Origin of the sequence: Glutamicibacter endophyticus, assembly GCF_048457885.1 — a bacterium.
GTDB classification, from domain to species: domain Bacteria; phylum Actinomycetota; class Actinomycetes; order Actinomycetales; family Micrococcaceae; genus Glutamicibacter; species Glutamicibacter endophyticus.
The window spans coordinates 1331726-1356599 of sequence record NZ_CP174200.1; the positions used below are offsets into that span (position 1 = coordinate 1331726).

24 protein-coding genes are annotated in these 24874 nt (G+C 63.5%); 21 read left to right on the forward strand and 3 right to left on the reverse strand.

Features of this window, described 5'->3' with window-relative positions:
• The first annotated feature begins 52 nt into the window (after window positions 1-52).
• From thrB to ACJD00_RS06405, 16 genes are all read left to right on the forward strand, one after another.
• Window positions 53-1000, forward strand: coding sequence for a homoserine kinase (gene thrB, locus ACJD00_RS06330; RefSeq protein WP_418908969.1), 948 nt, complete (start codon window positions 53-55; stop codon window positions 998-1000).
• A 332-nt stretch (window positions 1001-1332) separates the two neighbouring features.
• Entirely contained in the window at window positions 1333-3516 is a 2184-nt protein-coding gene (gene rho / locus ACJD00_RS06335; RefSeq protein WP_418908970.1) for a transcription termination factor Rho, read from the forward strand.
• Window positions 3517-3671: 155 nt separating this feature from the next.
• Window positions 3672-4751, forward strand: a complete 1080-nt coding sequence (gene prfA, locus ACJD00_RS06340; protein WP_309407741.1) for a peptide chain release factor 1 — start codon at window positions 3672-3674, stop codon at window positions 4749-4751.
• 7 nt (window positions 4752-4758) lie between these two features.
• Window positions 4759-5619, forward strand: coding sequence for a peptide chain release factor N(5)-glutamine methyltransferase (prmC, locus tag ACJD00_RS06345; RefSeq protein WP_418908971.1), 861 nt, complete (start codon window positions 4759-4761; stop codon window positions 5617-5619).
• Window positions 5620-5639: 20 nt separating this feature from the next.
• Window positions 5640-6320 (forward strand): L-threonylcarbamoyladenylate synthase, encoded by a 681-nt coding sequence (locus tag ACJD00_RS06350; RefSeq protein ID WP_418908972.1) that lies wholly within the window; start codon window positions 5640-5642, stop codon window positions 6318-6320.
• On the forward strand, window positions 6317-7444 hold the full coding sequence (locus tag ACJD00_RS06355; protein WP_418908973.1) for an MraY family glycosyltransferase: 1128 nt from the start codon (window positions 6317-6319) through the stop codon (window positions 7442-7444). The genes ACJD00_RS06350 and ACJD00_RS06355 overlap by 4 nt, the downstream gene beginning before the upstream one ends.
• A 154-nt stretch (window positions 7445-7598) precedes the next feature.
• Entirely contained in the window at window positions 7599-8033 is a 435-nt protein-coding gene (locus ACJD00_RS06360; RefSeq protein ID WP_418908974.1) for a hypothetical protein, read from the forward strand.
• Between the two features lie 280 nt (window positions 8034-8313).
• A complete protein-coding gene (gene atpB / locus ACJD00_RS06365) occupies window positions 8314-9105 on the forward strand; it encodes a F0F1 ATP synthase subunit A (RefSeq protein WP_418908975.1) in 792 nt (263 codons plus the stop codon).
• Between the two features lie 104 nt (window positions 9106-9209).
• Complete coding sequence (locus ACJD00_RS06370; RefSeq protein WP_013348621.1) at window positions 9210-9422, forward strand: ATP synthase subunit C; 213 nt, start codon at window positions 9210-9212, stop codon at window positions 9420-9422.
• 83 nt (window positions 9423-9505) lie between these two features.
• Window positions 9506-10060 carry a F0F1 ATP synthase subunit B gene (locus ACJD00_RS06375; RefSeq protein ID WP_309407735.1) on the forward strand — a complete coding sequence of 185 codons (555 nt, stop codon included), beginning with the start codon at window positions 9506-9508 and terminating at the stop codon, window positions 10058-10060.
• Window positions 10060-10872: a F0F1 ATP synthase subunit delta gene (locus tag ACJD00_RS06380; RefSeq protein ID WP_418908976.1), complete on the forward strand. Its 813-nt coding sequence runs from the start codon at window positions 10060-10062 to the stop codon at window positions 10870-10872. The genes ACJD00_RS06375 and ACJD00_RS06380 overlap by 1 nt, the downstream gene beginning before the upstream one ends.
• A gap of 102 nt (window positions 10873-10974) precedes the next feature.
• Window positions 10975-12612, forward strand: coding sequence for a F0F1 ATP synthase subunit alpha (atpA, locus tag ACJD00_RS06385; protein ID WP_309407733.1), 1638 nt, complete (start codon window positions 10975-10977; stop codon window positions 12610-12612).
• An 81-nt stretch (window positions 12613-12693) separates the two neighbouring features.
• Window positions 12694-13587 carry a F0F1 ATP synthase subunit gamma gene (locus ACJD00_RS06390; RefSeq protein ID WP_418908977.1) on the forward strand — a complete coding sequence of 298 codons (894 nt, stop codon included), beginning with the start codon at window positions 12694-12696 and terminating at the stop codon, window positions 13585-13587.
• Window positions 13588-13624: 37 nt separating this feature from the next.
• Window positions 13625-15070, forward strand: a complete 1446-nt coding sequence (gene atpD / locus ACJD00_RS06395) for a F0F1 ATP synthase subunit beta (RefSeq protein ID WP_309407730.1) — start codon at window positions 13625-13627, stop codon at window positions 15068-15070.
• A gap of 4 nt (window positions 15071-15074) precedes the next feature.
• Window positions 15075-15344 (forward strand): F0F1 ATP synthase subunit epsilon, encoded by a 270-nt coding sequence (locus ACJD00_RS06400; RefSeq protein ID WP_309407728.1) that lies wholly within the window; start codon window positions 15075-15077, stop codon window positions 15342-15344.
• An 8-nt stretch (window positions 15345-15352) separates the two neighbouring features.
• Complete coding sequence (locus ACJD00_RS06405; RefSeq protein WP_309407726.1) at window positions 15353-15781, forward strand: DUF2550 domain-containing protein; 429 nt, start codon at window positions 15353-15355, stop codon at window positions 15779-15781.
• Window positions 15782-15856: 75 nt separating this feature from the next.
• On the opposite strand, the gene ACJD00_RS06410 is transcribed toward ACJD00_RS06405, so the two are convergent.
• Complete coding sequence (locus ACJD00_RS06410; RefSeq protein ID WP_418908978.1) at window positions 15857-17086, reverse strand: N-acetylglucosamine-6-phosphate deacetylase; 1230 nt, start codon at window positions 17084-17086, stop codon at window positions 15857-15859.
• A 9-nt stretch (window positions 17087-17095) separates the two neighbouring features.
• Window positions 17096-17791: an endonuclease NucS gene (gene nucS / locus ACJD00_RS06415; protein ID WP_418909316.1), complete on the reverse strand. Its 696-nt coding sequence runs from the start codon at window positions 17789-17791 to the stop codon at window positions 17096-17098.
• 61 nt (window positions 17792-17852) lie between these two features.
• Here nucS and ACJD00_RS06420 point away from each other — a divergent pair, with 61 nt between their 5' ends.
• Window positions 17853-18197 carry a hypothetical protein gene (locus ACJD00_RS06420; protein WP_418908979.1) on the forward strand — a complete coding sequence of 115 codons (345 nt, stop codon included), beginning with the start codon at window positions 17853-17855 and terminating at the stop codon, window positions 18195-18197.
• On the opposite strand, the gene ACJD00_RS06425 is transcribed toward ACJD00_RS06420, so the two are convergent.
• Window positions 18194-19459, reverse strand: coding sequence for an AI-2E family transporter (locus ACJD00_RS06425; protein WP_418908980.1), 1266 nt, complete (start codon window positions 19457-19459; stop codon window positions 18194-18196). The genes ACJD00_RS06420 and ACJD00_RS06425 overlap by 4 nt on opposite strands.
• A gap of 130 nt (window positions 19460-19589) precedes the next feature.
• Between ACJD00_RS06425 and ACJD00_RS06430 the strand changes: the two genes are divergently transcribed.
• From ACJD00_RS06430 to ACJD00_RS06445, 4 genes are all read left to right on the forward strand, one after another.
• Window positions 19590-21326, forward strand: coding sequence for a hypothetical protein (locus tag ACJD00_RS06430; protein ID WP_418908981.1), 1737 nt, complete (start codon window positions 19590-19592; stop codon window positions 21324-21326).
• Between the two features lie 18 nt (window positions 21327-21344).
• On the forward strand, window positions 21345-22259 hold the full coding sequence (locus tag ACJD00_RS06435; RefSeq protein WP_418908982.1) for a co-chaperone YbbN: 915 nt from the start codon (window positions 21345-21347) through the stop codon (window positions 22257-22259).
• Window positions 22260-22459: 200 nt separating this feature from the next.
• Window positions 22460-23218: an ABC transporter ATP-binding protein gene (locus ACJD00_RS06440; RefSeq protein WP_418908983.1), complete on the forward strand. Its 759-nt coding sequence runs from the start codon at window positions 22460-22462 to the stop codon at window positions 23216-23218.
• On the forward strand, window positions 23200-24768 hold the full coding sequence (locus tag ACJD00_RS06445) for a transporter (protein WP_418908984.1): 1569 nt from the start codon (window positions 23200-23202) through the stop codon (window positions 24766-24768). Before ACJD00_RS06440 ends, ACJD00_RS06445 begins: the two co-directional genes overlap by 19 nt.
• The last annotated feature ends 106 nt before the right edge of the window (window positions 24769-24874 follow it).

Here is a 24874-nt window from a genome sequence, read left to right on the forward strand (position 1 = left end):
TTTTTCACCGTGCGCCCACCAGCGCACCCGCAGCCGAGGAGCCTTGCATCTTATGAGCGCCACGATCGCTTTGGGCCAGCACCTTCGTATTTGCCCGCCGGCCACCAGCGCCAACCTTGGGCCGGGCTTCGATTCCTTCGGGCTGGCCTTGGATTACCGCGACGAACTGCTGGTCAGCACCGCGGAGCACACCGAGGTGGTGGTGCACGGTGAGGGCGCCGAGAGTCTGCCGCGCGATGAAAGCCACCTGATCGTGGCCAAAATGCGCGAGTACTGGGCGGAACGTGGCGTGGAGCCGGTGGGCGTGCGGCTTGAGGCCACCAACAACATTCCGCATGCTCGCGGGATGGGGTCCTCGGCCGCCGCGATCGTCGCGGCCTATGCCGCGGCCGACGCGCTGCTGCCACCGGCCCTGCGCGGGGGAGCGCAGGCGGTGTTCCAGGCCGCGGCCGCCTGGGAGGGGCACCCGGATAACGTGGCCCCGGCGGTGTTCGGTGGCCTGAGCATTTCCGCCAGCCTCGACGACGGAGAATTTTCCGCCGTGCCGCTGCCGGTGCACTCGGCGGTGCGTGCGGTGCTAGCCATTCCCTCCACGGGGCTTTCGACCCATGCGGCGCGTTCGGTGCTGCCCGAACAGATCGATCACTCTCGTGCCGCGGCAAATTCGGCCGCCACCGGCCTGCTTGTGCATGCCATCGGCCACGCCCCGCAGCACCTGTTGGCCGGTACCCGGGACTACCTGCACCAGGATTACCGGGCCGAGGCGATGCCCGAATCGGCCGAACTGATTCGACGTCTGCGCGAGGCCGGATTGGCGGCGGTGGTCTCCGGTGCCGGACCGACCGTGCTGACGTTGGTGTCGACCGAGGCCGACGAAGATCGCGCCCAGCAGCTCATCGAGGGCTACGCCGAACAGCTCGAAGCCTCGGGGAACCCGGTAAGTTGGCGCATAGAAATTCCCGCACTGGCGCGCAACGGTGTTACAGTAGAGGTGCTGTAGCGCTTCGAGCAGTCCGAAGGACTCAGGTTCCAGCGACCGTTGATGGTTTTCGTCGGTTCGCGCCAAGGCAAGCGATTATGCGTGGGAAGTTCACGCAGCGCTCGTACAGCCTTTCGGATGTTTCCCCTGGCGCGCAGCATCTCGACATCCCTTATTAGTGCACAGCCTCGTGCCATCGAGTTGTCGAATCTTTCACATCCCAGTGCCGCCATGCTCGTCTCAATGGCGGTACGTGCGGGTCGTCGCGTCGGACATCTGCCGGCCGGTGGCCACCGTTTAACGGCACAAGAACCGGATCACCGGTTCATCGAAACGAGTCAGAAGGAACATTCGTGACCGAAACCACGAGCCTCGTCGAAGGCGTGGACAACAAGACTTCAACCCCCAAGGGCTCCGGACTGGCATCTTTGAAGATGACTCAGTTGCAGCAGCTCGCCTCCCAGCTTGGCATTACCGGCGGTTCGCGCATGCGCAAGGCCGACCTGGTCGCCACCATTAGCGCACATCAGCGCGGGGAGGCCGTCGCCAAGGACTCGAAGGCCGGCGCGAAGGCGTCCGCCAAGTCCGCACCGAAGACCGAGGCCGATAACGCGGAAGCTCCGGCCGAACCAAAGCGCAAGTCCAGCCGCAGCCGCGCCTCGAAGGCCGAGCAGCCCGCCGAGTCCGTCGCGGCCGCTGCCGCCGAGGCCCCGGCCGAGCAGGGCGGAACCAAGGCTCCGGCCCGCGCCCGCCGCGGTTCGCGTCGCGCCACCGATTCGGGCAAGGTCGCCGCCGAGGCACCGGCCGCGACCGAGGCACCGGCCGAACAGCCGACCGAGGAAGAGGCCAAGTCCACCGCAAAGGCACGCCGCAGCGGCGGCCGCGGCAAGAAGGCCGAAGCAGAAACCGCCGCGCAGAACGAGGCGGAGGGTTCCGCAGAGCGCGGCAACAACGAAACTCAGGGCGAGGAGCGCAGCGAGCGTCGCGAGCGCGGCAACCGCCGTGAACGCAACAACCGTCGTGAGCGTTCCGAGTCCAACCGTGCGGACGCCGGTGAGGACAAGCAGGACACCGAGGAGCGTAGCGACCGCTCCGAGCGCAACGAGCGTGGTGACCGCAACGACCGCGGTGATCGTAATGACCGCAACGAGCGTGGCGACCGTAACGAGCGCAGCGAGCGTGGCGACCGCACAGAGCGCGGGGACCGCGAGGATCGTGGCGAGCGTAATGAGCGCAACGATCGTAATGACCGCGGGGATCGTAACGACCGTAACCGCAACCGCCGTGAGCGCAACCGCGACCGCAACGATCGTAACGACCGCAATGATCGCAACGACCGTAACCGCAACCGCCGCAACCGTCGTGAGGACAACGACGAGCCGCAGCTGAACGAGAACGACGTGCTGCTGCCGGTCGCCGGTATTTTGGATGTGCTGGAGAACTACGCCTTCGTGCGGACCTCCGGCTACCTGCCCGGCCAGAACGACATCTACGTCACCCTGGGCCAGGTCAAGAAGTACAACCTGCGCAAGGGCGATGCCATCGTCGGTGCCGTACGTGCCCCGCGCGAGGGTGAAACCCCGAACCCGCGTCAGAAGTTCAACGCACTGGTGCAGCTGACCAGCGTCAACGGGAAGACCCCGGAGGACAACAAGGAGCGCGTCGAGTTCAACAAGCTCGTGCCGCTCTACCCGCAGGAGCGTCTGCGCCTGGAGACCGACCCGAAGAAGGTCGGCCCACGCGTGATCGACCTGGTGGCCCCGATCGGTAAGGGCCAGCGTGGCCTGATCGTCTCCCCGCCGAAGGCCGGTAAGACCCAGATCCTGCAGTCCATTGCGCAGGCCATCACCACCAACAACCCGGAAGTGCACCTGATGATGGTGCTCGTGGACGAACGTCCCGAGGAAGTCACCGATATGCAGCGCACCGTCAAGGGTGAGGTTATCGCCTCGACCTTCGACCGCCCGGCCGATGATCACACCACGGTGGCCGAACTGGCCATCGAACGCGCCAAGCGCCTGGTGGAAATGGGCATGGACGTTGTGGTGCTGCTGGATTCGATGACCCGTCTGGGCCGCGCCTACAACCTGGCCGCCCCGGCCTCGGGCCGCATCCTCTCCGGTGGTGTGGACTCGGCCGCGCTGTACCCGCCGAAGCGCTTCTTCGGTGCCGCCCGCAACATCGAAAACGGTGGCTCGCTGACCATTCTGGCCACCGCCCTGGTGGAGACCGGTTCGAAGATGGACGAGGTGATCTTCGAGGAGTTCAAGGGCACCGGCAACATGGAGCTGCGCCTGAGCCGCAAGCTGGCCGACAAGCGTATCTTCCCGGCCGTGGACGTCAACGAGTCCTCGACCCGCCGTGAAGAGCAGCTGATGAGCGCCGACGAGGTGCGCATCATGTGGCGTCTGCGTCGCATGCTCTCCGGGCTGGATCCGCAGCAGGCCCTGGAAATCCTGACCGGCAAGATTCGCGAAACCGAATCCAATGCCGAGTTCCTGATGCTGGTGAATAAGACCACTCCGGCCAAGGACTAGCAACCCGATGCGCGACGGCGCCCGGTACCTGAGATGGGCACAGACCCAGCCAGGAACCGGGCGCCTTCGACGCGCAATCAGCGGTTGGAACTAGACTTTATTAAGCGCGCGACTATTGCGCGCGTTCGCGCACATATCGAAGGAAGACCTCCACCATGTTCGAATCCGTCAAGCCCTTGCTCGAGGAGCACGCCAGCATCCAGCAGCAGCTCTCCGACCCCGCGGTGTACGCCGACCAGGCGCTGGCGCGCAAGCTCGGGCGCCGCTCCGCACAGCTCAACGGCATTGTCGACGCCTACAACCGGTGGAAGCAGAGTTCCGAGGACCTCGAAGCGGCCCGCGAAATGGCCGACGAAGACCCGGACTTTGCCGAGGAGGTCGAAACCCTGACCGCGGCCCTGCCGCAGCTCGAGGAGCGCCTGCGCCGCCTGCTGATTCCGCGCGACGAAAACGACGGCCGCAACGTGATCCTCGAGGTCAAGGGCGGCGAAGGCGGTGACGAGGCGGCGCTGTTCGCCGCGGACCTGCTGCGCATGTACACGCGCTTTGCCGAAACCAAGGGCTGGAAGGTCGAAATGATCTCCTACAACGAGTCCGATCTCGGCGGTTACAAGGACGCTCAGGTGGCCATCAAGGGCTCCTCGAACGACCCGGCCGAAGGCGTATACGCCCAGCTGAAGTTCGAAGGTGGCGTGCACCGTGTGCAGCGCGTGCCGGTGACCGAATCCCAGGGACGCATTCACACCTCGGCCGCCGGCGTGCTGGTGCTGCCCGAGGTGGATGAGCCCGAGGAAATCGAGATCCACCAGAACGATTTGAAGATCGACGTGTACCGTTCCTCGGGCCCCGGCGGCCAGTCGGTGAACACCACCGACTCGGCGGTGCGCATCACCCACTTGCCCACCGGCATTGTGGTGGCGATGCAGAACGAGAAGTCGCAGATCCAGAACCGTGAAGCCGCCATGCGCGTGCTGCGTTCGCGCCTGCTGGCCTACCAGCAGGAGCAGGTGGATGCGGAGAACTCGGCCCAGCGTGCCAGCCAGATCCGCACCATGGACCGCTCCGAGCGCATCCGCACCTACAACTTCCCGGAGAACCGCATCGCCGATCACCGCACCGGCTACAAGGCCTATAACTTGGATGCGGTGATGAACGGTGAACTGCAGCCGGTGATCGACTCGTGCATCGCCATGGACGAGGAAGAGCGCCTCGCGGCCCTCGGCGAGCAGCACTAAGAACGGCATGGACCGATCGATCGCGGCCTTGCGCCGCGCGGCCAGCGCCACGCTGGCGGCGGCCGGGGTGCCCAGCCCCGCCGCCGACGCCCGCATCCTGCTCTGCTTCGCCACGCGCATGGAACTCTCCGAGCTGGAACTTGCGGCCCTGCACGGCACCCAGTTGCCGGATGCCGACGTCGAACTCTTCGAGCAGTTGGTGTGTCGCCGCGCCGAACGGATCCCGCTGCAGCACCTGACCGGGCGCGCCGCCTTCCGCTATCTGGAGCTGGCGGTGGGCCCGGGCGTGTTCATTCCGCGCCCGGAGACCGAAACCGTGGTGCAGGTGGGATTGGATTTCCTGAGTCGGGCCGGGCTGAGCGCACCGCGCTGCATCGATCTGTGCTCCGGGTCCGGGGCCATCGCCGCGGCGCTGGCCAGCGAGCTTCCCGCCGCGCAGGTGTGGGCGGTGGAGCTCTCCGACGAGGCGATCTCCTACACCCGGCAAAATTGCGAGCCGCACGGGGTGCAGGTGTTGCACACCGATGCCACGCAGCTGCCGGCAGAGCTGGAGGGCGGCATGGATCTGGTGATCAGTAACCCGCCCTATATTCCGCCCGGAGCGGTGCCGCGCGAGGTCGAGGTGTATTTGCACGACCCGCAGATGGCTCTCTACGGGTTGGGCGAGGACGGACTGCAGATTCCCCGGGCCATCACCGCGCAGGCGCTGCGTCTGCTGCGGCCCGGGGGACTGTTTGTGATGGAACACGCCGAGGTGCAGCAGCACAGCGCCGCCGAGATGTTGCGGCAGGCCGGTTTCACCGCGGTGCGTGGCCATGAAGATTTAACCCAGCGGGCACGGGCCACCAGTGGCCGCAAGCCCGAGTAGCGCATGAAAGAATAAGCAACGTGAGTACTCGATTTGATGTCAGCGAAGAATCCGGGCGCGAGGCCTCCTTGGCCGCCGCGCGTGACGCCCTCGCCGAGAAGCGGTGCATCGTGTTGCCCACCGACACCGTCTACGGCATCGGTGCCGACGCCTTCAGTCCGCAGGCCGTCGCGATGCTGCTGGCGGCCAAGGGCCGTTCACGCACCATGCCACCGCCGGTGCTCATTTCGCAAAGCGCCACCATGGACGGCTTGGCCCGCGACATTCCCGATGCGGCCCGTGCGCTGGCCGACAAGTTTTGGCCCGGGGCACTGACCCTGATTTTGCATGCCCAGCCCTCGCTGACCTGGGACCTGGGGGAGACCAAGGGCACCGTGGCGCTGCGTGTGCCCGACGATGCGGTGGCGCTGGAGCTTCTGCGCCACACCGGTCCGTTGGCGGTCTCCTCGGCGAATCGTTCCGGTCAGCCGGCGGCGACCACCGTCGACGAAGCCCGCGAACAGCTCGGTGACAGTGTGGATGTCTATCTCGACGGGGGAGCGCGTGGTTTGCATCCGGATGCGGCACCGTCGAGCATCGTCGACGCCACCGGTGAGCGGCTGCGTCTGGTGCGCGCCGGAGCGTTGAGCATCGAGCAGTTACGCGAGGTCGTGCCCGACCTGCTAGACCTTGGCGAAGAGCCCGAAACCGCCGGCGCATGAGACTCTATGTCCTGCTGATCGCCTTTAGTTTCGCGGTCAGCTACTTGCTGACCCCGGTGGTCAGGTCGGTGGGCGAACGGTTTACCGCGGGCCAACAGCTGCGCGATCGTGACGTGCATACCGCACCGATCGTGAAATTCGGCGGCCTGGGCATTATCGCGGCGCTCGGTGCCGGGCTGTGGCTGGCTAGTTACCTGAGGTTTTTCTCCGCCGTCTACGAGTCCACCGATGCCATCCGCGGCGTCGGCCTAGCGCTCGTGGCCGTGTGTATTTTGGGCCTGGCCGATGACCTGATGGACCTGAAATGGTGGATCAAGCTCGGCGGGCAGATCGCGATCGCCGGAATCGTCGTCGCCCACGGCATTGTCATCCAAGCGCTGCCGGTGGGCTCGTGGCAGATCGAACAGTTTTGGGTGCAGGCCAGCATCACGATTTTGCTGATTGTGATGACCATGAACGCGGTGAATTTTTCCGACGGTCTGGACGGGCTTGCCGCCGGGCTGGCGGCCATTGGCGCCGCGACGTTCTTCCTCTACTCCTATGTGCTGGCCACGCACGTCAACGCCGAAGATTACGCAAACTTTTCGGCGCTGATCTGTGCGCTGCTGCTCGGAGCATGCCTTGGGTTCTTGCCGCATAACTTCAACCCGGCGAACATTTTCATGGGGGAGTCCGGGGTGCTGGGCATCGGCCTGGTGCTCTCGGTGGCGACCATTGCCGTGACCGGCGATGTGCAGGGCATCGAGGCGTACCGATTCCGCAATGTGCCAGCCTATATGCCCATCGTGCTGCCGGCGGTGATCGTCTTCCTCCCGGTGCTGGACCTGGGACTGTCGGTAATCCGCCGGTTGAGCAAGCGGCGCTCGCCTTTTGCTCCCGATTCGAAGCACATCCACCACAAGATGCTCGCGCAAGGGCACTCGGTGCGTAAAAGCGTGTTGTTGCTCTACTTATGGGCGATTTTTGTGGCGCTCACCGTGGTGCTCGTGGCCTTCATTCCACTGACCCTTTTGATCCCGCTATGCCTGCTTTTGGGTCTTGGCGTCGGCCTTTTAACCTGGTGGCCGTTGGTGCGTCGCCGCGCGCTGCAACTTCGCGATAAACGCACCGGGCGTGCGGGGTAGTCGCACGTCTGCAAGTGGTTTCTATCTCGTGTAGAATTCAAGTGATACCTAGTTCATTGTGTACACCCGTATGCGGTGCGCTGGGGAAGTCGATCATCAACTCCGCATGGTTCCTAGCACCGGGCGGTCGAGGCATAAAGGCGAGGGTGAATTAGTGAAAGCCAATTCCAACCGCTTGACCGCCGCGAGCGCCCCCGAATCCATATGGCTCCCGATTCTCGGCACCTCACTGGTCTATGCAAGTGTTGCCACCGCCGGCTTTTTCCTGATTTCTTGGCTGGTGGCGGACCTTCAGTATGCACTGAGTGGGGCGCTGGCGGCCGGGGTCGTCGTCGGGTTCTTTGCGCTGGGAATTCTGGTGGCCGAGATCGCTGGGCGCATCCGTCGTTCGTGGGCTATGCCCGCGTTTTTGGCGGTCTTCGTGCTCAAGGTTTTCGGTCTGGCCTTCGTGTTACTTAACCTGGGTTTGCCCGGATGGGTCGATCGTCAGGGCTTCGTGCTGGGTGCCGCCATTAGCTTGGTGGCCTGGCAGGCCGGAGAGATCCGCGCCTTCATGAAAACCCGCTTGGCGATTTACCACGAGGACTAGTGCTTCGTCGACGGATTATGTCATTAGCGAAGCTGTGAGTTTGATAGGCTTACGTTGGGTCATTTCCGGTCCTCCGCCACTGCGGATGACCGGCGGGTTCGACGGCGTGGGATACCAGCCGCCGGCCGGTGTCTCATCAGCGTCGATACCCTGTGCTGACGCGCTGATGCCCGAATGATCTTTACTTCACACGGTGAGGGGCAGTTACCGCCAGTCACCGCCTTTTGCCCGTGACCGTTACTGCAGAGAGGACAGCGCGTTGATCGCGTTTGCGCTCCCAATGGCCTCAGAAGAAGGCGGATTCATTCCGCCGACCGTGTCCGACACCCACCTTCCGGATCTCTTCCCGTGGATGGCGGAGTACGGCACCGGTTTCGGCAAGCAGATGCTCATGATCGTGCTGTCGATCGTGTTGATCACCTGGTTCTTCACCGCGGCCATCAAGAACCCGAAGCTGGTTCCAGGCAAGATGCAGTTCCTCGCCGAGTCCGGCTACGCCTTCGTGCGTAATGGCATCGGTCGAGACATTATCGGTGAGAAGAACTTCCGCCCGTGGATTCCACTGCTGTTCGCCACCTTCTTCTTCATCCTGCTGAACAACCTCTTCGGGGCGATCCCGTTCCTGCAGCTGCCGTCGTTCTCACACGCCGGTTCTGCATACGCGATGGCCATCATCATTTACGGCACCTGGATCGCTGTGGGTCTGAAGAACCACGGCATCAAGTTCTTCAAGCTCATGGTGATGCCTTCGGGCGTCCCGGGCTGGATCATGCCGTTGATGATTCCGCTGGAGTTCATTTCCAACTTCATCGTTCGCCCGCTGACGCACTCGCTGCGTTTGATGGCAACGATGCTGGCCGGCCACATGATCGTGATGCTCGCCGCCGCAGGCGCGCGTTACCTGATTGTGATGCAGGAAAACCTTGCCATGAACGGCTTGGGTGTTCTGGTCATCGTCGGTTCGGTCGCCATGTACTTCCTGGAACTTTTGATCATGGTGCTGCAGGCATTTGTTTTCGCCCTGCTGACCGCGATCTACATCCAGGGCGCGATTGAAGCCGACGCCCACTAGAGGCCAACTCTTCTTCGACCATTCAAAGAATTTCCCCTTGGCCACCAAAGGGAATACCTCACAACCTACCGAGACCATCGGTATCTTGAAAGGAACATAATCACATGTTGCACGGCTCCTTGAACATGATCGGCTACGGCCTGGCTGCTATCGGTTCGGCAATCGGCGTGGGCCTGATCTTCGCCGCTTACATCAACGGCGTGGCTCGTCAGCCGGAAGCACAGCGCATCCTGCAGCCGATCGCCATGCTCGGCTTCGCACTGGCCGAAGCACTGGCCATCCTGGGCCTGGTTTTCGCCTTCGTCATCGGCGCCTAGTCTTTTCGCGAGTTTGTAGTGGCCTCGCCACTATCGCGAGGCCCATACATCAAGCGAAAACTAGTAGATAAGGAATAGTGAGAATGAATAGCACTGACTTCATCCTCGCTGCGGGCGAATCAGTTAACCCGTTGTTGCCGAACCCGTGGGAAATTCTCGTCACGGGCGTAGGCTTCGCGTTGCTGCTCTTCATCGTCGTCAAGGTGATTGCTCCGAAGTTCGAGCAGTCCTACGAAGATCGCGTCACCGCGATCGAAGGCGGTTTGGAGAAGGCTGAGGCTGCACAGAAGGAAGCAGAGGAGACCTTGGCTCAGTACAAGGCTCAGCTTCTGGAAGCACGCACCGAGGCTAACCGCATTCGTGAGGAAGCACGTAGCGAAGGTGCACAGATCCTTGCCGATCTGAAGACCAAGGCAGGCGACGAGGCAGCTCGTATCACCGAGCAGGCTCACCGCCAGATCGACGCCGAGCGCTCCGCCGCACTGGCGTCGTTGCGTAGCGATGTTGGCACCTTGGCCACCGAATTGGCTAGCAAGATTGTTGACGAAGCTCTGCAGGACGACGCCCGTGCCCAGCGCGTGGTTGACAAGTTCCTGAACGATTTGGAAGCCCAGCAGAACGCAGGTGCATCGAACTAATGGCAAGTGTAACGAGCGAGTCATTGGCAAGGGCCTTGGAGTTCATTGAACCCAAGTTGGCCACCGCATCTCTGGAGTTGCCGAAGGAACTGTTCGCGGTCCTGGAAGTACTGGATGCAAACGCCGGTCTACGCCGCGCATTGACTGATCCGGCCCGTGAAGCCGACGAGAAGGCTGCGCTGTTGGCGCAGTTGCTGCGCGGCAAGGTCTCGGCCGATGCCGAGGACACCGTCGCACAGTTGGCTTCCACCCGCTGGAGCTCGGAACGCGACATTAGCGATGCGCTGGAGACGCTGGCGGTGACTTCGGTTGCCGCGGTGGCCGAGCAGACCGACGGCGCATCATCGTTGGCTCAGCTGGAACAGGACCTGTTCTCCTTCATCGAGGTAGTGCGTGCAAGCCACGAACTGCAGCGTGCGTTGGACGATGCACAGGCTCCGGCCCAGGCCAAGACGGAACTGGCACTGAAGCTTGTGCCGGGCGCCACGCGCGGTGCGCAGCTGCTCATCGGCCAGGCGGTGGCCAACCCTCGCGGGATGAAGCCGCTGAACCTGGTGGAGCGTTTCGTGCAGCTGGTCGCTAAGCGCCAGCAGCGCTGGATCGCCGAGGTGGCCAGTAGCGTGAAGCTCTCCGACGCTCAGCTTGAGCGTCTGGGTGCCGGGCTGAACAAGCTCTACTCCCGCGAGCTGAAGATCAACGCAACCGTTGATCCCAAGCTCGTAGGCGGTCTGGTCATTAAGGTTGGCGACGAGGTTGTCGACGCTTCCGTGGCCGCTCGCGTGGCCGAGGTGCGCCGCGCCCTGGCCGGCTAGGACTTCGATTCCGAAGTCCTGGCCGCGCCGGGACCACCACAGACTTCATTCACATTCGATCCGCCGTGAGCGGATCACAATTTAGGAGAGCAGGGACTGCAGATGGCCGACTTGACCATCAACGCCGACGATGTCCGTAATGCCCTAAACGAGTTCGCAGCGTCCTACGAACCGGGCAAGGCAGAGCGTACCGAAGTGGGACGCGTCATCACGGCAAGCGACGGTATTGCAAAGGTGGAGGGTCTTCCCTCCGTTATGGCAAACGAGCTGCTTCGCTTCGAAGACGGCACCCTGGGCTTGGCCCAGAACCTGGACACCCGTGAAATCGGTGTCGTGGTCCTCGGTGACTTCACCGGGATCGAAGAAGGCCAGAAGGTAGAGCGCACCGGCGAGATCCTCTCGGTTCCGGTTGGCGATGGCTACCTCGGCCGCGTGGTCGACCCGCTGGGCGAGCCACTGGATAACCTGGGCCCGATCGAGGCCGAAAGCCGCCGCGCACTGGAGCTGCAAGCTCCGGGCGTGACCCAGCGTAAGAGCGTGCACGAGCCGCTGCAGACCGGTATCAAGGCCATCGACGCCATGATCCCGATCGGCCGTGGCCAGCGTCAGCTGATCATTGGTGACCGTCAGACCGGTAAGACCGCAATCGCCGTCGACGCCATCCTGAACCAGAAGGCCAACTGGGCCTCGGGTGATGTGAACAAGCAGGTGCGCTGCGTGTACGTGGCCGTTGGTCAGAAGGCTTCGACAATCGCCGCCGTGCGTCAGACCCTCGAGGAGCAGGGCGCGCTGGAGTACACCACCATCGTGGCTTCCCCGGCATCCGACCCGGCCGGCTTCAAGTACCTGGCACCCTACGCAGGCTCGGCCATCGGCCAGCACTGGATGTACGGTGGCAAGCACGTTCTGATCATCTTTGATGACCTGTCCAAGCAGGCCGAAGCCTACCGCGCCGTGTCGCTGTTGCTGCGTCGTCCGCCGGGACGCGAAGCCTACCCGGGCGACGTGTTCTACCTGCACTCCCGTCTGCTGGAGCGTTGCGCCAAGCTCTCCGACGAGCTGGGCGCCGGTTCGATGACCGGTCTGCCGATCATCGAAACCAAGGCCAACGACGTGTCGGCTTACATCCCGACCAACGTCATCTCGATCACCGACGGCCAGATCTTCCTGCAGTCGGACCTGTTCAACGCTAACCAGCGTCCGGCCGTCGACGTGGGTATTTCGGTGTCCCGCGTGGGTGGTGCCGCTCAGGTCAAGGCCATGAAGAAGGTCTCCGGTACGCTAAAGCTGGAACTGGCTCAGTACCGCGATATGCAGGCCTTCGCGATGTTCGCCTCGGACCTGGATGCCGCCTCGAAGCAGCAGCTGACCCGTGGTGCCCGTCTGATGGAACTGCTCAAGCAGGGCCAGTACACCCCGTACCCGGTTGAAGACCAGGTTGTCTCCGTGTGGGCCGGTACCAACGGTCACCTGGACGACGTTCCGGTGGAGGATGTGCGCCGCTTCGAGTCCGAGTTCCTGGACTACCTGCGTCACCGCACCCAGGTACTGACCGTCCTCGCCGAAACCGGCAAGCTGGAAGACGAGACCGTCGAAGCTCTGAAGACGGCCGTGGCCGACTTCAAGGCTGGCTTCTTCGGCGACGGCGACAGCCAGCTGGTGGCCGCCGGGCACGAGGAGCACGACGCTCTGGATGCCGAGGCAGTCGACCAGGAACAGATCGTCAAGCAGAAGCGCTGACATTTTCCTTCACGCTAGTGGGCTGCGGCCCGGCAACGGGCCGCAGCGCCACATCGCGTAGGGAATAAGGAAAGGACATACATGGGAGCCCAGATCCGGGTCTACCGCCAGAAGATTGCCTCGACCTCGTCGATGCGCAAGATCTTCAAGGCGATGGAACTGATCGCTACATCCCGCATCGGCAAGGCACGTAGCCGTGTTGCGGCCTCGTTGCCGTACGCCAATGCGATTACCCGTGCAGTTACCGCCGTCGCGTCCCAGGCCGAGGTTGACCACCCACTGACCACCGAGCCGGCCACTGTGCGCCGTGCCGCGGTGTTGGTGATGACCTCCGACCGTGGACTCGCCGGGTCCTACTCCGCCAGCGTTCTGAAGCAGGCAGAGCACCTCGTCGAACTCCTGCATGAGGAGGGCAAGGAAGTCAAGACCTATCTGGTCGGCCGCAAGGCACAGGCTTACTTTGACTTCCGCTCGCGCGAGTACGCACGGGTGTGGACCGGGGGGACTGACGCCCCGCAATTTGAAACCGCACGTGAGCTGCGCGAGGTCCTTCTTGAGGACTTCGCTAACGATTACGAGCAGGGTGGCGTGGACGAGATCCACGTCGTCTACACCCAGTTCAAGTCGATGGTCACGCAGGAACCGACGGTAATCCGTCTGTTGCCGTTGGAGGTTGTCGAGGACGAGTCCGAGACCCCGACCGACGAGCTGCTTCCGCTGTACGAATTCGAGCCGACGCCGGAGGATGTGCTCGATGCACTGCTGCCGCGCTACATCGATTCGCGACTGTTCAACTGCCAGCTGCAGGCCGCCGCATCCGAACTGGCAGCACGCCAGCGCGCGATGAAGGCCGCCGGTGACAACGCGGGTGAACTGATCAAGAAGTACACGCGACTGCGTAACAACGCCCGTCAGGCTGAAATCACCCAGGAGCTCTCCGAAATTGTGGCCGGCGCCGACGCGCTGAGCAGCTAATTTCCGAGCGTTCCTACCAGAGATAGAAGTGAGAAAGATGACTGCCCAACTCAACGAGCAGGTTACCGCAGGGGCCACCGGTCGTATTGCCCGCGTGATTGGCCCGGTCGTGGACGTCGAGTTCCCAGCCGATGCACTGCCTGCAATCTACAACGCACTGACCGCTGAGCTAACCCTCAACGGCGAAACCAAGAAGATCACCTTCGAGACCAGCCAGCACCTGGGTGACAACCTGGTGCGCGCCGTGTCGCTGCAGGCCACCGACGGCCTGGTCCGCGGCACCGTGGTGAAGGACACCGGCGCCTCGATCTCCGTCCCGGTTGGCGACGGAGTCAAGGGCCACATCTTCAACGTGCTGGGCGACGCCCTGGACGTTGACAACTCGGAGATCCAGGTGTCCGAGCGCTGGCCGATCCACCGTCAGGCCCCGAAGTTCTCGGACCTCGAGGGCTCGACCCAGATGCTGGAGACCGGCATCAAGTCGATCGACCTGCTGACCCCGTACATTCAGGGTGGCAAGATCGGCCTGTTCGGCGGCGCCGGCGTGGGCAAGACCGTGCTGATCCAGGAAATGATCACCCGTGTGGCTCGCAACTTCGGTGGTACCTCGGTATTCGCCGGTGTGGGTGAGCGTACCCGTGAGGGTAACGACCTCTGGGTGGAAATGGATGAGGCCGGCGTGCTCAAGGACACCGCCCTCGTATTCGGCCAGATGGATGAGCCGCCAGGAACTCGTCTGCGCGTGGCACTCTCGGCACTGACCATGGCGGAGTACTTCCGCGATGTGCAGAACCAGGACGTGCTGCTGTTCATCGACAACATCTTCCGCTTCACCCAGGCCGGTTCCGAGGTGTCGACCCTGCTCGGTCGCATGCCTTCGGCCGTGGGTTACCAGCCGAACCTTGCCGATGAGATGGGTCTGCTCCAGGAGCGCATCACCTCGACCAAGGGTCACTCGATCACCTCGATGCAGGCGATCTACGTCCCGGCCGATGACTACACCGACCCGGCACCGGCGACCACCTTCGCCCACCTGGATGCAACCACCGAGCTCTCCCGTGAGATCGCTTCGCGTGGTCTTTATCCGGCGATCGACCCGCTGACCTCCACCTCGCGTATCCTCGATCCGCAGTACATCGGTCAGCACCACTACGACGTGGCCACCCGCGTGAAGCAGATCCTGCAGAAGAACAAGGAACTGCAGGACATCATCGCGATCCTCGGTGTGGACGAGCTCTCCGAAGAGGACAAGATCGTCGTGGCTCGCGCCCGTCGCATCCAGCAGTTCCTTTCGCAGAACACCTACACCGCGAAGCAGTTCACCGGCGTCGAGGGCTCCACCGTGGCCCTGAAGGACACCATCGAAGGCTTCGAGGCCATCTGCAACGGCGACCTGGACCACATCGCAGAACAGGCGTTCTTCAACGTCGGTGGCCTAGACGACGTCGAGCGTCAGTGGGCCGACATCCAGAAGGCTAGCTAGTAGCATGGCCGAGCTGAAGGTCGAAATCGTGGCCGCCGACCACTTCGTGTGGGCCGGCGACGCGAAACTGGTCAAGGCACGTTCGGTGGACGGAGAGATCGGTATTCTGCCCGGTCACATTCCGACCCTGTCCGTGCTCGCCGCTGGGGACCTGGAGATCGACCCGGTGTCCGAGTCCCGTTTCACCGTGCAGATCGACGGCGGTTTCATCTCCGTCGATTCGGATCGCGTGGTGATCGTGGCCGACAACGCTGTGGTTGCTAACGCAGCGTAGGCCCGGCATTGATCGAGATCACCGCACCAGTTCTCATCGCGCTGCTGGTTTGCGCCGGCATCGTCGCGTTCTTTGGTGCCATGGCGGTGCGTCGCTATCAACTGCGACGCACCCTGGGCACCTTCGATGCCTCCATCAAAACGCCCAAGGGGCGTTGGATGTTGGTCATCGGCCGTTATGGCAGGGCGCATGTGGATCTGCTGCGGTTTTTCTCGATCTCCCCGCAGCCGAGATTTATGCTCGAACGCCGCGGGCTGGATATTTCCGGCTGGCGACAGCCCAACGACCAGGAGGTCGGGCAACTACCGCCCGGATTCATCGTCGTGCAACTGACCCGTGACGGGCAGGAGTTGCTGCTGGCCATGGACTACCGCGACTACACGGGTTTTTCCGCGTGGCTCGAGGCCGGTCCGATCGCTGGCAACTGGCATATCTAGTACTCGCAGGGCAAAAAATCCCCCGCACCACCCGAAGTTTTCGGGAGGTGCGGGGGATTTTGCGTACCGGCAGTACTAGGCCGTGACCGGGGTGGGGAGCAGCTCGCCCTGGCGGAACACCTGCTGCAGGTTCAGGTGCTCGTCGAGCAGCAACAGGTTGGCGGCGAAGCCGTGATGCAGCGAACCGACCTCATCGGCCAGGCCGATCAGCGTGGCCGGGACGCTCGTGGCCGAGAGAATGGCGTGTTCCAGCGGTACCCCGGCGGCCACGGTGCCCCGCACCACCTGCAGCAACGTGGCGGTGCCACCGGCCAGGGAACCGTCGGAGATCAACCGGGCCTGACCGTCCTTGACCTGTACCTGCTGCGGGCCGAGGCTGTACTTTCCGTCTGCGAGCCCGGCGGCGGCCATCGAATCGGTGACCAGCAGAATGTTGGGGGAGCGGACCGTGGAGAAGACCCACTGCACGGTGTACGGATCCAGATGCACGCCGTCGGCGATCAGCTCCACCACGGCCTGGCCACGAGCCGCCAGCTGCAGGCAGGCGGCCACCGGGCCCGGGGCGCGGTGATGCAACGGCGGCATGCCGTTGAAGAGGTGGGTGACGGTGGGACGCTCGGTGAAGCCATCCACGCCGGCGCTGGCCAGCTGCTCGCGGGCGAAGTTCAGCGAGTCGAGCGTTTGCGCGGCGCTGGCGTCGGTGTGCCCCAGCGAGGGCACCACCCCGTGGGAGATTAGCTGTTCGAGCAATTCCTCACTACCGGCTAGCTCCGGGGCGTAGGTCATGGTGCGCAGATTGCCGCGGGCGGCCATGACCAGCTCGTCGACGAACTCCGGATCGGGGTCGCCGAGGAAGCGTGGGTCCTGGGCGCCGCAGCGTGCGGCGGAGAGGAAGGGGCCCTCGGAGTGGATACCGGCCAGCAGCCCGTCCTCACAGAAGTCGGCCAGCGCCTCGGCGGCCTGCACCATGAGTGCCGGTTCGGCGGTGACCAGCGAGCCGAGCAGCGTGGTGGTACCCGAGCGGTGCAAGAAGTCGATGGCCTTGCCCACCGCCTCGGGTTCGGGAGCCGGGAAGTCCGCCCCGATGGCCCCGTGGCAGTGCAGATCCACCAGCCCCGGGGTGATGATGGTGCCCTCGGGCACCGGATAGTCGGTGTAACTTGCCGCGTCCTCGAGGGCGGCGAAGTCATCGCGGGTGCCGGCGAAGCTGATGCGATCGCCCTCGAGCGCCAACGCGCCCTCGGTGATGCGCTGCCCGTCCGAAACCAGGGTGGCAAAGATGACCGTGCGCTGGGCTGTGTTCATACCCCAAGTCTAGAAGAGGCGGCCCGCCGAGTCATCGACGCCGCGCATCGCATCGTAGTCCAGTACCAGGCAACGGATGCCGCGGTCCTCGGCCAGCGTGCGAGCCTGCGGTTTGATCTGCTGGGCGGCGAAGACTCCCTGCACGGGTTTGAGCAGCGGGTCGCGGTTGAGCAGCTCCAGGTAACGGGTCAGCTGCTCGACGCCGTCGATATCGCCGCGGCGCTTGAGTTCCACCGCCACGGTGGCGCCCTGCGCATCGCGGGCCAGAATATCCACCGGACCGATCGCGGTCATGTACTCGCGGCGCACCAGGGTGTGCCCGTCGCCGAGCAGTTCGATCTGTTCGGCGAGCAGACGCTGCAGGTCGGCCTCCACGCCGTCCTTGATCAGCCCCGGGTCGGTGCCCAGTTCGTGGGCGGAGTCGTGTTCGACGCCGTGGAAGTTAATGGTCAGCGTGTCATCGCTTTTAGCGCTGGAGACCTGCCAGATTTCGGTGATGCCCAGTGCCGCGGCATCCTCATCGACCTCGAGGGTGCGCAACGTCAGCGGGGGATTCATCCAGTTCAACGGCTTGTAACTGCCGCCGTCGGAGTGAATCAGCACCGAGCCGTCGGCCTTATGCATGATCAGGCGGGTAGCCAGGGGCAGGTGGGCCCGCAAACGGCCCACATAATCTACAGAACATTTCGCAACCACTAAACGCACCCGCACCACTTTACCGTCTTCGGTTGGCTCCGGCGTGCCCCGGTGCGGCATGATTAATGGCATGCCACGCAATAACCGTCCTAAGCGCCGCCGCGGATCGAACCCCCGGGGTGGCTCCGGGCCCGGGGCATGGGAGCAGGAGCCCGAGGAAGACTGGATCCAGGCCGCCCGCTATGGGGTGGTTCGGCTACAGGATGCCCCGGACGGGCAGTGGCATGTGCGCAAGATCGCCGGCGCGAATGCGGTGAAAAATTACACCTGCCCGGGCTGTCACCGCACCATCACCCCCGGCGTCGGGCACGTGGTGGCCTGGCGTGCCGATCACTGGTCGGGGGATGAAGCCGCGGCGAATTCCCGCCGGCACTGGCATGAGCACTGCTGGAAGATTCGTTCCTACCGGTATTAGCGGCGGTCCTGCCGGGCGATGAAGATTTCTTGCACGAGCATCATCGCCGAGGCGGCCACCGGGATGGCCATCAGCGCACCGGTGATCCCCATCAGCGAGCCACCGGCGATCACCGAGATCACCGCGACCGCACCGGGGACCGAGACCGCACGGTTCATGATGCGCGGAGCCAACACGTAGGACTCGACCTGCAGGTAGCCGAAGTAGCACAGCGCGTAGACCAGCGCGCTCTGCCAGCCCAGCGAGAAACTCACCAGGGTGACCAGCACCCCGGCAATCACCGCGCCCACCATCGGGATGAAGGCCAGCACCGCCACCGCGGCGGTCAGCAGCGCGGCAAAGGGCACCCCAAGCACCAGCATCAGAGTCATCGCCACCAGCGCGTTGAGCCCGGCCACGCTGGCTTGGCCCATCACGTAGTTACCCACCGAGCGGGTGATGCGGGTCAACAACTGATCGACGCGCTTGCGCTTGGAGTTCGGGGCCAGACGCAGGGCAAAGTGATTGATCGAGGGCAACGAGGCCAGGAAGTACACGGCCAGCACCAGCACGATCAGCACACCGAACATCGACTGCGCCACCGTCTGCGAGACGCCGAGCACACCGCCGAAGAGCTGGGTCACGGCCCCGGAATCACCGAAGAACTTATCCACCTCGGTGGTCACTCGTTCGGAGAGCCCGAATTGGTTATCGAGGTTATGCACCCATTCGCTGTTCACGAAGTTGGACACAATCTCCGGGGCGTCGTCGATGAACTGGGTGATCTGGGTGATCAGCATCGGAATGATCAGCGCCATGAAGCCGCCGAAGAGCGCGAAGAGCCCCACCATGGTGACCACCACGGCCGCCGGGCGACCGAGCCCGCGACGCATCAAGAAGCGCACCACCGGGTCCAGTCCCAGGGCGATGAACAGCGCCACCGAAATCCAGGTGACCAACTGTCCGACGTTGGTCAGCAGGTAGAAGCCGCCCAGCGCGATGCCCACCCCGAGCGTGCCCAGAAAACCGATGGCAATCGGATGCAGGGCCGAGAGCGGTTCGAACTGCGGGTTCTCTTCACCGCTGAGCGGGTGCTCGGGGATATCCGGTTCGGGGACGCCACGCAACAGCCGGCGCATCGCCCGGGTCACGCGATGGGGCAATACCCTGCTCGGGCTCGGGTGCGGCTCGGCTTCAACGTCGGGCTTCCCCTGTGGCTCGACTTGCTCGTCGGTGGCCTCGGGTTGCGGTTCGAGGGGTTCACTGGGGGTGTTGCGCTCCATAGTGTTGAGCATATCCCCTCCGGCAACCCGGATTGAGCAGGCTCACACCGGGTTGCGGGAACCACGTTCTGGCGGTACTCGTTAGACTGGGGATTAGAAAAGCGAAGACCATAGGCGAATGGGTGGAGCCGTGCGAAAAATTATCTCAGCGATCGCGATGCTGCTCGGGGTCGCGGCCCTGATTGTCGGCATCGGGCAGAAGACCTTCTGGGCGCCGCCGGAGACGGTGACGGCTTCAATGCCGCAGTTCTCCGACGAAGCGCCACTGACCGTGATCGAACCAACTATCAACGACGCACATCTTGCGCCGGTGGAACTGGTTATTAAGGGTGAGGGCGAATTCACCGCTTCGCTGGCACGCTCCGCCGAGGTGCAGGCTTGGGTGGATGACGCCGCGCATGTCACCCTCGAGGGGATCGATCGGGCCAATGCCAGCCTGCAGGCCAACTACACCGACGGGAAGAAGGAGGTGCCGAACCCGGCCGGCGATGACATCTTCTTCGACTCGCAGAAGGCCGATGGCACCATGACCTACCGCTGGACCGCTCCGGATGACGGACAGTGGTCCCTGCTGTTGGCCGCCGATGGAAAGAAGCCGGCGCCCGTAGACATCTCCATTACCTATGACAACGACGACGCCATGCCGTGGGCTCTGCCGCTGATCATCATCGGTGCGTTGCTGCTCGTATTGGGTGCCGCCCTGCTGGCGGTGCGCGGTAACACCAAGAAGACCCCGGCCAAGTCCCCGGCGCAGTTCTCGGTGGCCCTGGCCGCCGTGCTGGCACTGGGCACCGGCGCGGTCTCGCTACCCATGAGCCCGACCGAATCCTCCAAGGAATCCGAGCCGGCCAAATCCGACGAGGCCAAGGCCTCGGATGAGGCGAAGGAGTCGGAGCAGAAGTCGGAGCAGGCCACCGAGACCGAGTCCTCGAAGGACGCCGCGAGCACGGACGCCGAGTCTCTCGCCTACCCGGTGGTGACCGAAGAGCAGCTGACCCGCCTGCTCAAGGATGTGCAGAAGCAGATCGGCGCCGCCGACGACAAGCACGATTCGGACCGTCTGGGTTGGCGTGCCGCCGGCGCGTTCAAGTCCATTCGCGACACCCGCTACAAGATCTTGAAGGATAAGATCAAGGGCGCCGAGAAGCTGATTCCGGTGGAAACCTCGGTGGTCCGGTCCGCCGCGGTACCCAACGCCAGCGAGGTGAAATTCCCGCGCCGCATCACCGTGGTGACCGCCAAGGATCAGGATGCCAACACCCTGCCCACCGCGCTGACCCTGCAGCAGGATAACGCTCGGGCAAACTACAAGGTCGTCTTCGCGGCCAAGATGTTGCCGAACTCCACCTTCCCGGGCATTGCCGTGGGCGATCCGTCGGTGAAGCAGCTCGAGCCCGACGCCAAGGGGCTGAAGGCCACGCCGAAGGATGCCGCCAAGGCTCTGGCCAAGGTGATGGGCGATGAGAAGGCCAAGGAGAAGGACCAGTTCGAAAAGTCCGCGCTCCTCGAGCAGCTGCATGCTAAGCAGAAGGACGAGGATAAGAACCGCGACGAAGCCAAGATCGAGCGTAAGACCTCGGTCAACGAGAAGGACACCAGCGTCATCTCCACCCCGGATGGCGGGGCCCTAGTGACGGCGCGCATCAACGAGAAGGTCACCTTTAGCCGCGGCGAGGACGCCGACGTGCTGGATGTGGTCAACGACCTGACCAAGGCCCTGCTGGGATCTTCCACCTCCAATAAGGCGGTTGAAGTCAGCTACGCCACCCCGGTGATGTTCTACATTCCGGCGGCCGATAGCGACCAGAAGATCTCGCTGATCGCCGGTGAAGTGACCTTGCTGGGCGCGAAACAGGCCGACGACTAGCAGAAACGAGGTTTACCAATGACTGAACCACATATTCCATCAGCCCGCGGGGCCGTGGATCTTTCCGCGGTGGCGCAGGCCGCCTCAAATACGGCTCAGAACGAGGGGCAGGCCGGCGCCAGCTGGTGCATCGAACTTACCGAAGCGAATTTCCAGCAGTTTGTCAGCCTGTCGGCTCAGGTGCCGGTGCTGATTTCTCTCGGTGTGCCGCGCGTGCAGGCCTCGGTGCAGCTGGATGCTTCGCTGCGTCGTCTGGTCGATGCCCGCGGGGGTGCCTTCGCCCTTGGTTTGGTGGACGCCGAAGCACAGCAGGGGATCGTCCAAGCCTTCCAGGCACAGCAGGTGCCGCTCACCGTGGCCCTGGTCAAGGGCCAGCCGGTGCCGCTGTTCCAGGGACCGGCTAGTGATGAGCAGATTTCCCAGGTGCTCGATCAGCTCCTCGAGTTGGCCTCCCAACAGGGTATGCCCGGCGGGACCATTCCACCCCTGGGCCAGGGCGAGGCCGCGGCCGAAGCAGAACTGCCGCCGCTGCACCAGAAGGCCATCGACGCGATCGAAGAGGGTGACTACGCTGCCGCAGAGGCCGCCTACTTGCAGGCCCTGAACGAGAAGCCCAATGACCACGAGGCCCAGGTGGGCGTGTATCAGGTGCGCCTGCTCTCGCGCACCGCGAACCTGGATCTGAATGAGGCGCGCGCCGCCGCGGCGGCCAACCCGCAAGATATCACCGCTCAGTTGAACGTGGCCGATCTTGACGTGGTGGGCGGACATGTCGAGGACGCTTTTGCCCGGCTGGTCTCGCTGATCGCTACGCTGGCCGATGATGATCGCGAACGCGTGCGTCGCCGCCTGATCGAACTGTACGCCGTGGTGGGCAACTCCGATGAACGCGTGGCCGCCTCACGCCAGAAACTGGCCCGGGTGCTGTTCTAAGTAGCACCGTGAGGCCCGAGCCATCACCGTTGCCTGCGGCCCGATTCATCCTTAGCGATGAGTCGGGCCGCAGGCCGTTTAACCATCACATCAACTGGTGGGGCTGGTGCTCGGGGCCTGGCGCCGGTTGAAACGTAACGTGCCAAGATTAACTCCAAAGGATGATGAACCGAGCAATGGTGGGTTGTTAGGCTCGAGGCATGACTACCGTTGCGCTGCAGGTCAGCAATCTCTCGAAACAATTTGGGGCAAAGGTCGCGGTTAATAATGTGAGCCTGACCGTTCCGGTCGGCTCCATGTTTGGCCTCGTAGGCCCGAACGGGGCAGGTAAGACGACGATGCTCTCCATGGCCACCGGTCTGCTCCGACCGGATGCGGGCACCGCACTGGTCAATGGCGTCGATATTTGGGCCGATCCCAGTGCGGCTAAATCCACCCTGGGCGTACTGGCCGACGGAGTTCGCCAGTTTGACCGGCTCTCCGGACGCCAGCTGGTGACCTATTCGGGCCTGCTGCGTGGTATGGCCCAACAGGAAGTCGCCGAACGCACCGAAGACCTGTTGCGCGTGATGGATTTGACGAACGACGCGGATAAGCTCGTCGTCGACTACTCGGCCGGTATGACCAAGAAGATCGCACTTGCCACCGCCATGATTCATTCCCCGAAGCTGCTGGTGCTCGACGAACCCTTCGAAGCGGTCGATCCGGTCTCGGCGGCAAATATCCGCGAAATCCTCGCCGACTATGTCGCCTATGGTGGCACCGTGATCGTCTCCTCCCACGTGATGGACTTGGTGCAGCGCATGTGTACCCATGTGGCGGTCATCGATGGTGGGGTGCTCAAGGCCTCGGGCACGGTGGACGAGGTGCGCGCCGGTTCAACGCTCGAGGAACGCTTCGTCGAGCTGGTCGGCGGCCGCGGTACCGGGGAGGGGCTCTCGTGGTTGCGCACATCCTAAGGCTGAAACTGCGGCTGCTGGCTAACGGGTTTCGCCGTAGTCCGTGGCAGCTCGTCGGCGTGATCGTCGGTGGGCTCTACGCACTGGGTTTGGTGGCCCTGCTAATAGTTGCTGCATGGTTCGTCGCTGATCAGGGCTCATGGCTGACGCCGATCTCGGTGCTGGTTTCCTCGGTCGTGGTGCTGGGCTGGGCGATTATCCCGCCGCTGCTAACCGGCGTCGATCTGACCCTCGAGCCGGCGCGTTTCGTACACTTCGGCATCCCGTCGAAAAAGCTCTCTCCGGGGCTGATTCTGGCCGGTTTCATTTCCGTGCCGGCTCTGCTGACCGTCGTCGCGATGCTGTGCTTCTCGGTGCTTTGGCGGCTGAATGCCGGAGCCTTTGCCGTGGCGTTGCTGACGAATCTGGCTACCGCCGTAATGGCCATTCTGGCCTGCCAATATCTCACCATCGTGGCGACCACTCTGCGCTCGAAGCGCCGCTTTAGGGAGATCAGCTTCGGGCTGCTCTTTACCGTATTGATTATGCTTGGGCCCATTATCAACCTCGTGACGCAGGCCGGGGAACAGGCCGGCAGCTGGATCGGTCCGGTCACCGAGGTGCTTAGCTACACGCCGTTCGGTACCTTTGCGGCCGTGCCCGGTAGCGTGGTTGAGCAGAGCTTCGCCATCAGCGGGCTGATACATACCGGACTCGGACTGCTCTACCTCGTGGGCCTGGTCTGGCTGTTGGTGCGCGCCACGAGCGCGGCGGTGATTGCCCCGCCACCGCAGAATAAGGCGGCGGCCGCGAAGGGACTCGGTTTCTTCAAATGGTTGCCGAGTACCCCGACCGGGGCGGTGGCGGCACGCTGCCTCACCTATTGGTTCCGCGACCCGCGCTATGCCATCAGCGTGATCATGGTGCCCTTGCTGCCGGTGCTGTTTTACTTTATGGGCACGCAGACCGGTAACTTCACTCTGATGTTCCTGGTCGGCCCGATAATCGGTGTGCTCTTGGGCTTTTCCATTTCCGCCGATATTTCCTACGACAACACGGCGTTCGCGCTTCATGTGCTCACCGGGGTGAACGGGCGTGCCGACCGTGCCGGCCGTGTTCTGGCCGTCGGACTCATCTCAATTATTCCGATTCTGACCGCGGGGATCTTGCCCGGGCTACTGTCCGGACAGAGCTGGCGTGTGGTGGGCGATCTAGGCTTATCACTGGCCGCCCTTCTGGTGGGCTTCGCGGTGTCTTCGGTAGTGTCCGCGCGCTATACCTATTCGGTGCCGCTGCCCGGGGATAACCCGATGAAAACCCCGCCGGGAAATGGCATGCGTGTGGCAGTGACCCAGCTGGGTACCTTCGCTTTGATGGGGCTGCTATTGGTGCCGGTGATCATTCCCTTTGCCTTCGGGCTGGCCCAGCAGTCGACGATGCTCGGGGCCCTGACGCTGGCCCTCGCGCTCATCTACGGGGCCGGGTTACTCTTTGCCGGCATGGTCTGGGGCGGTCGCTGGTTCGAGCAGCGCCAACCCGAACTCATGCAGGCCGTGATGCTTAATAAGTAGCGCGTTGTCCGATAGTCAAAAACCCGCGGATTCAGAGATGAATCCGCGGGTTTTTCGCTGATTTTGAGCGGCGCGGCGGGTCACGTTGTGCAGAAGCTCCCAGCAA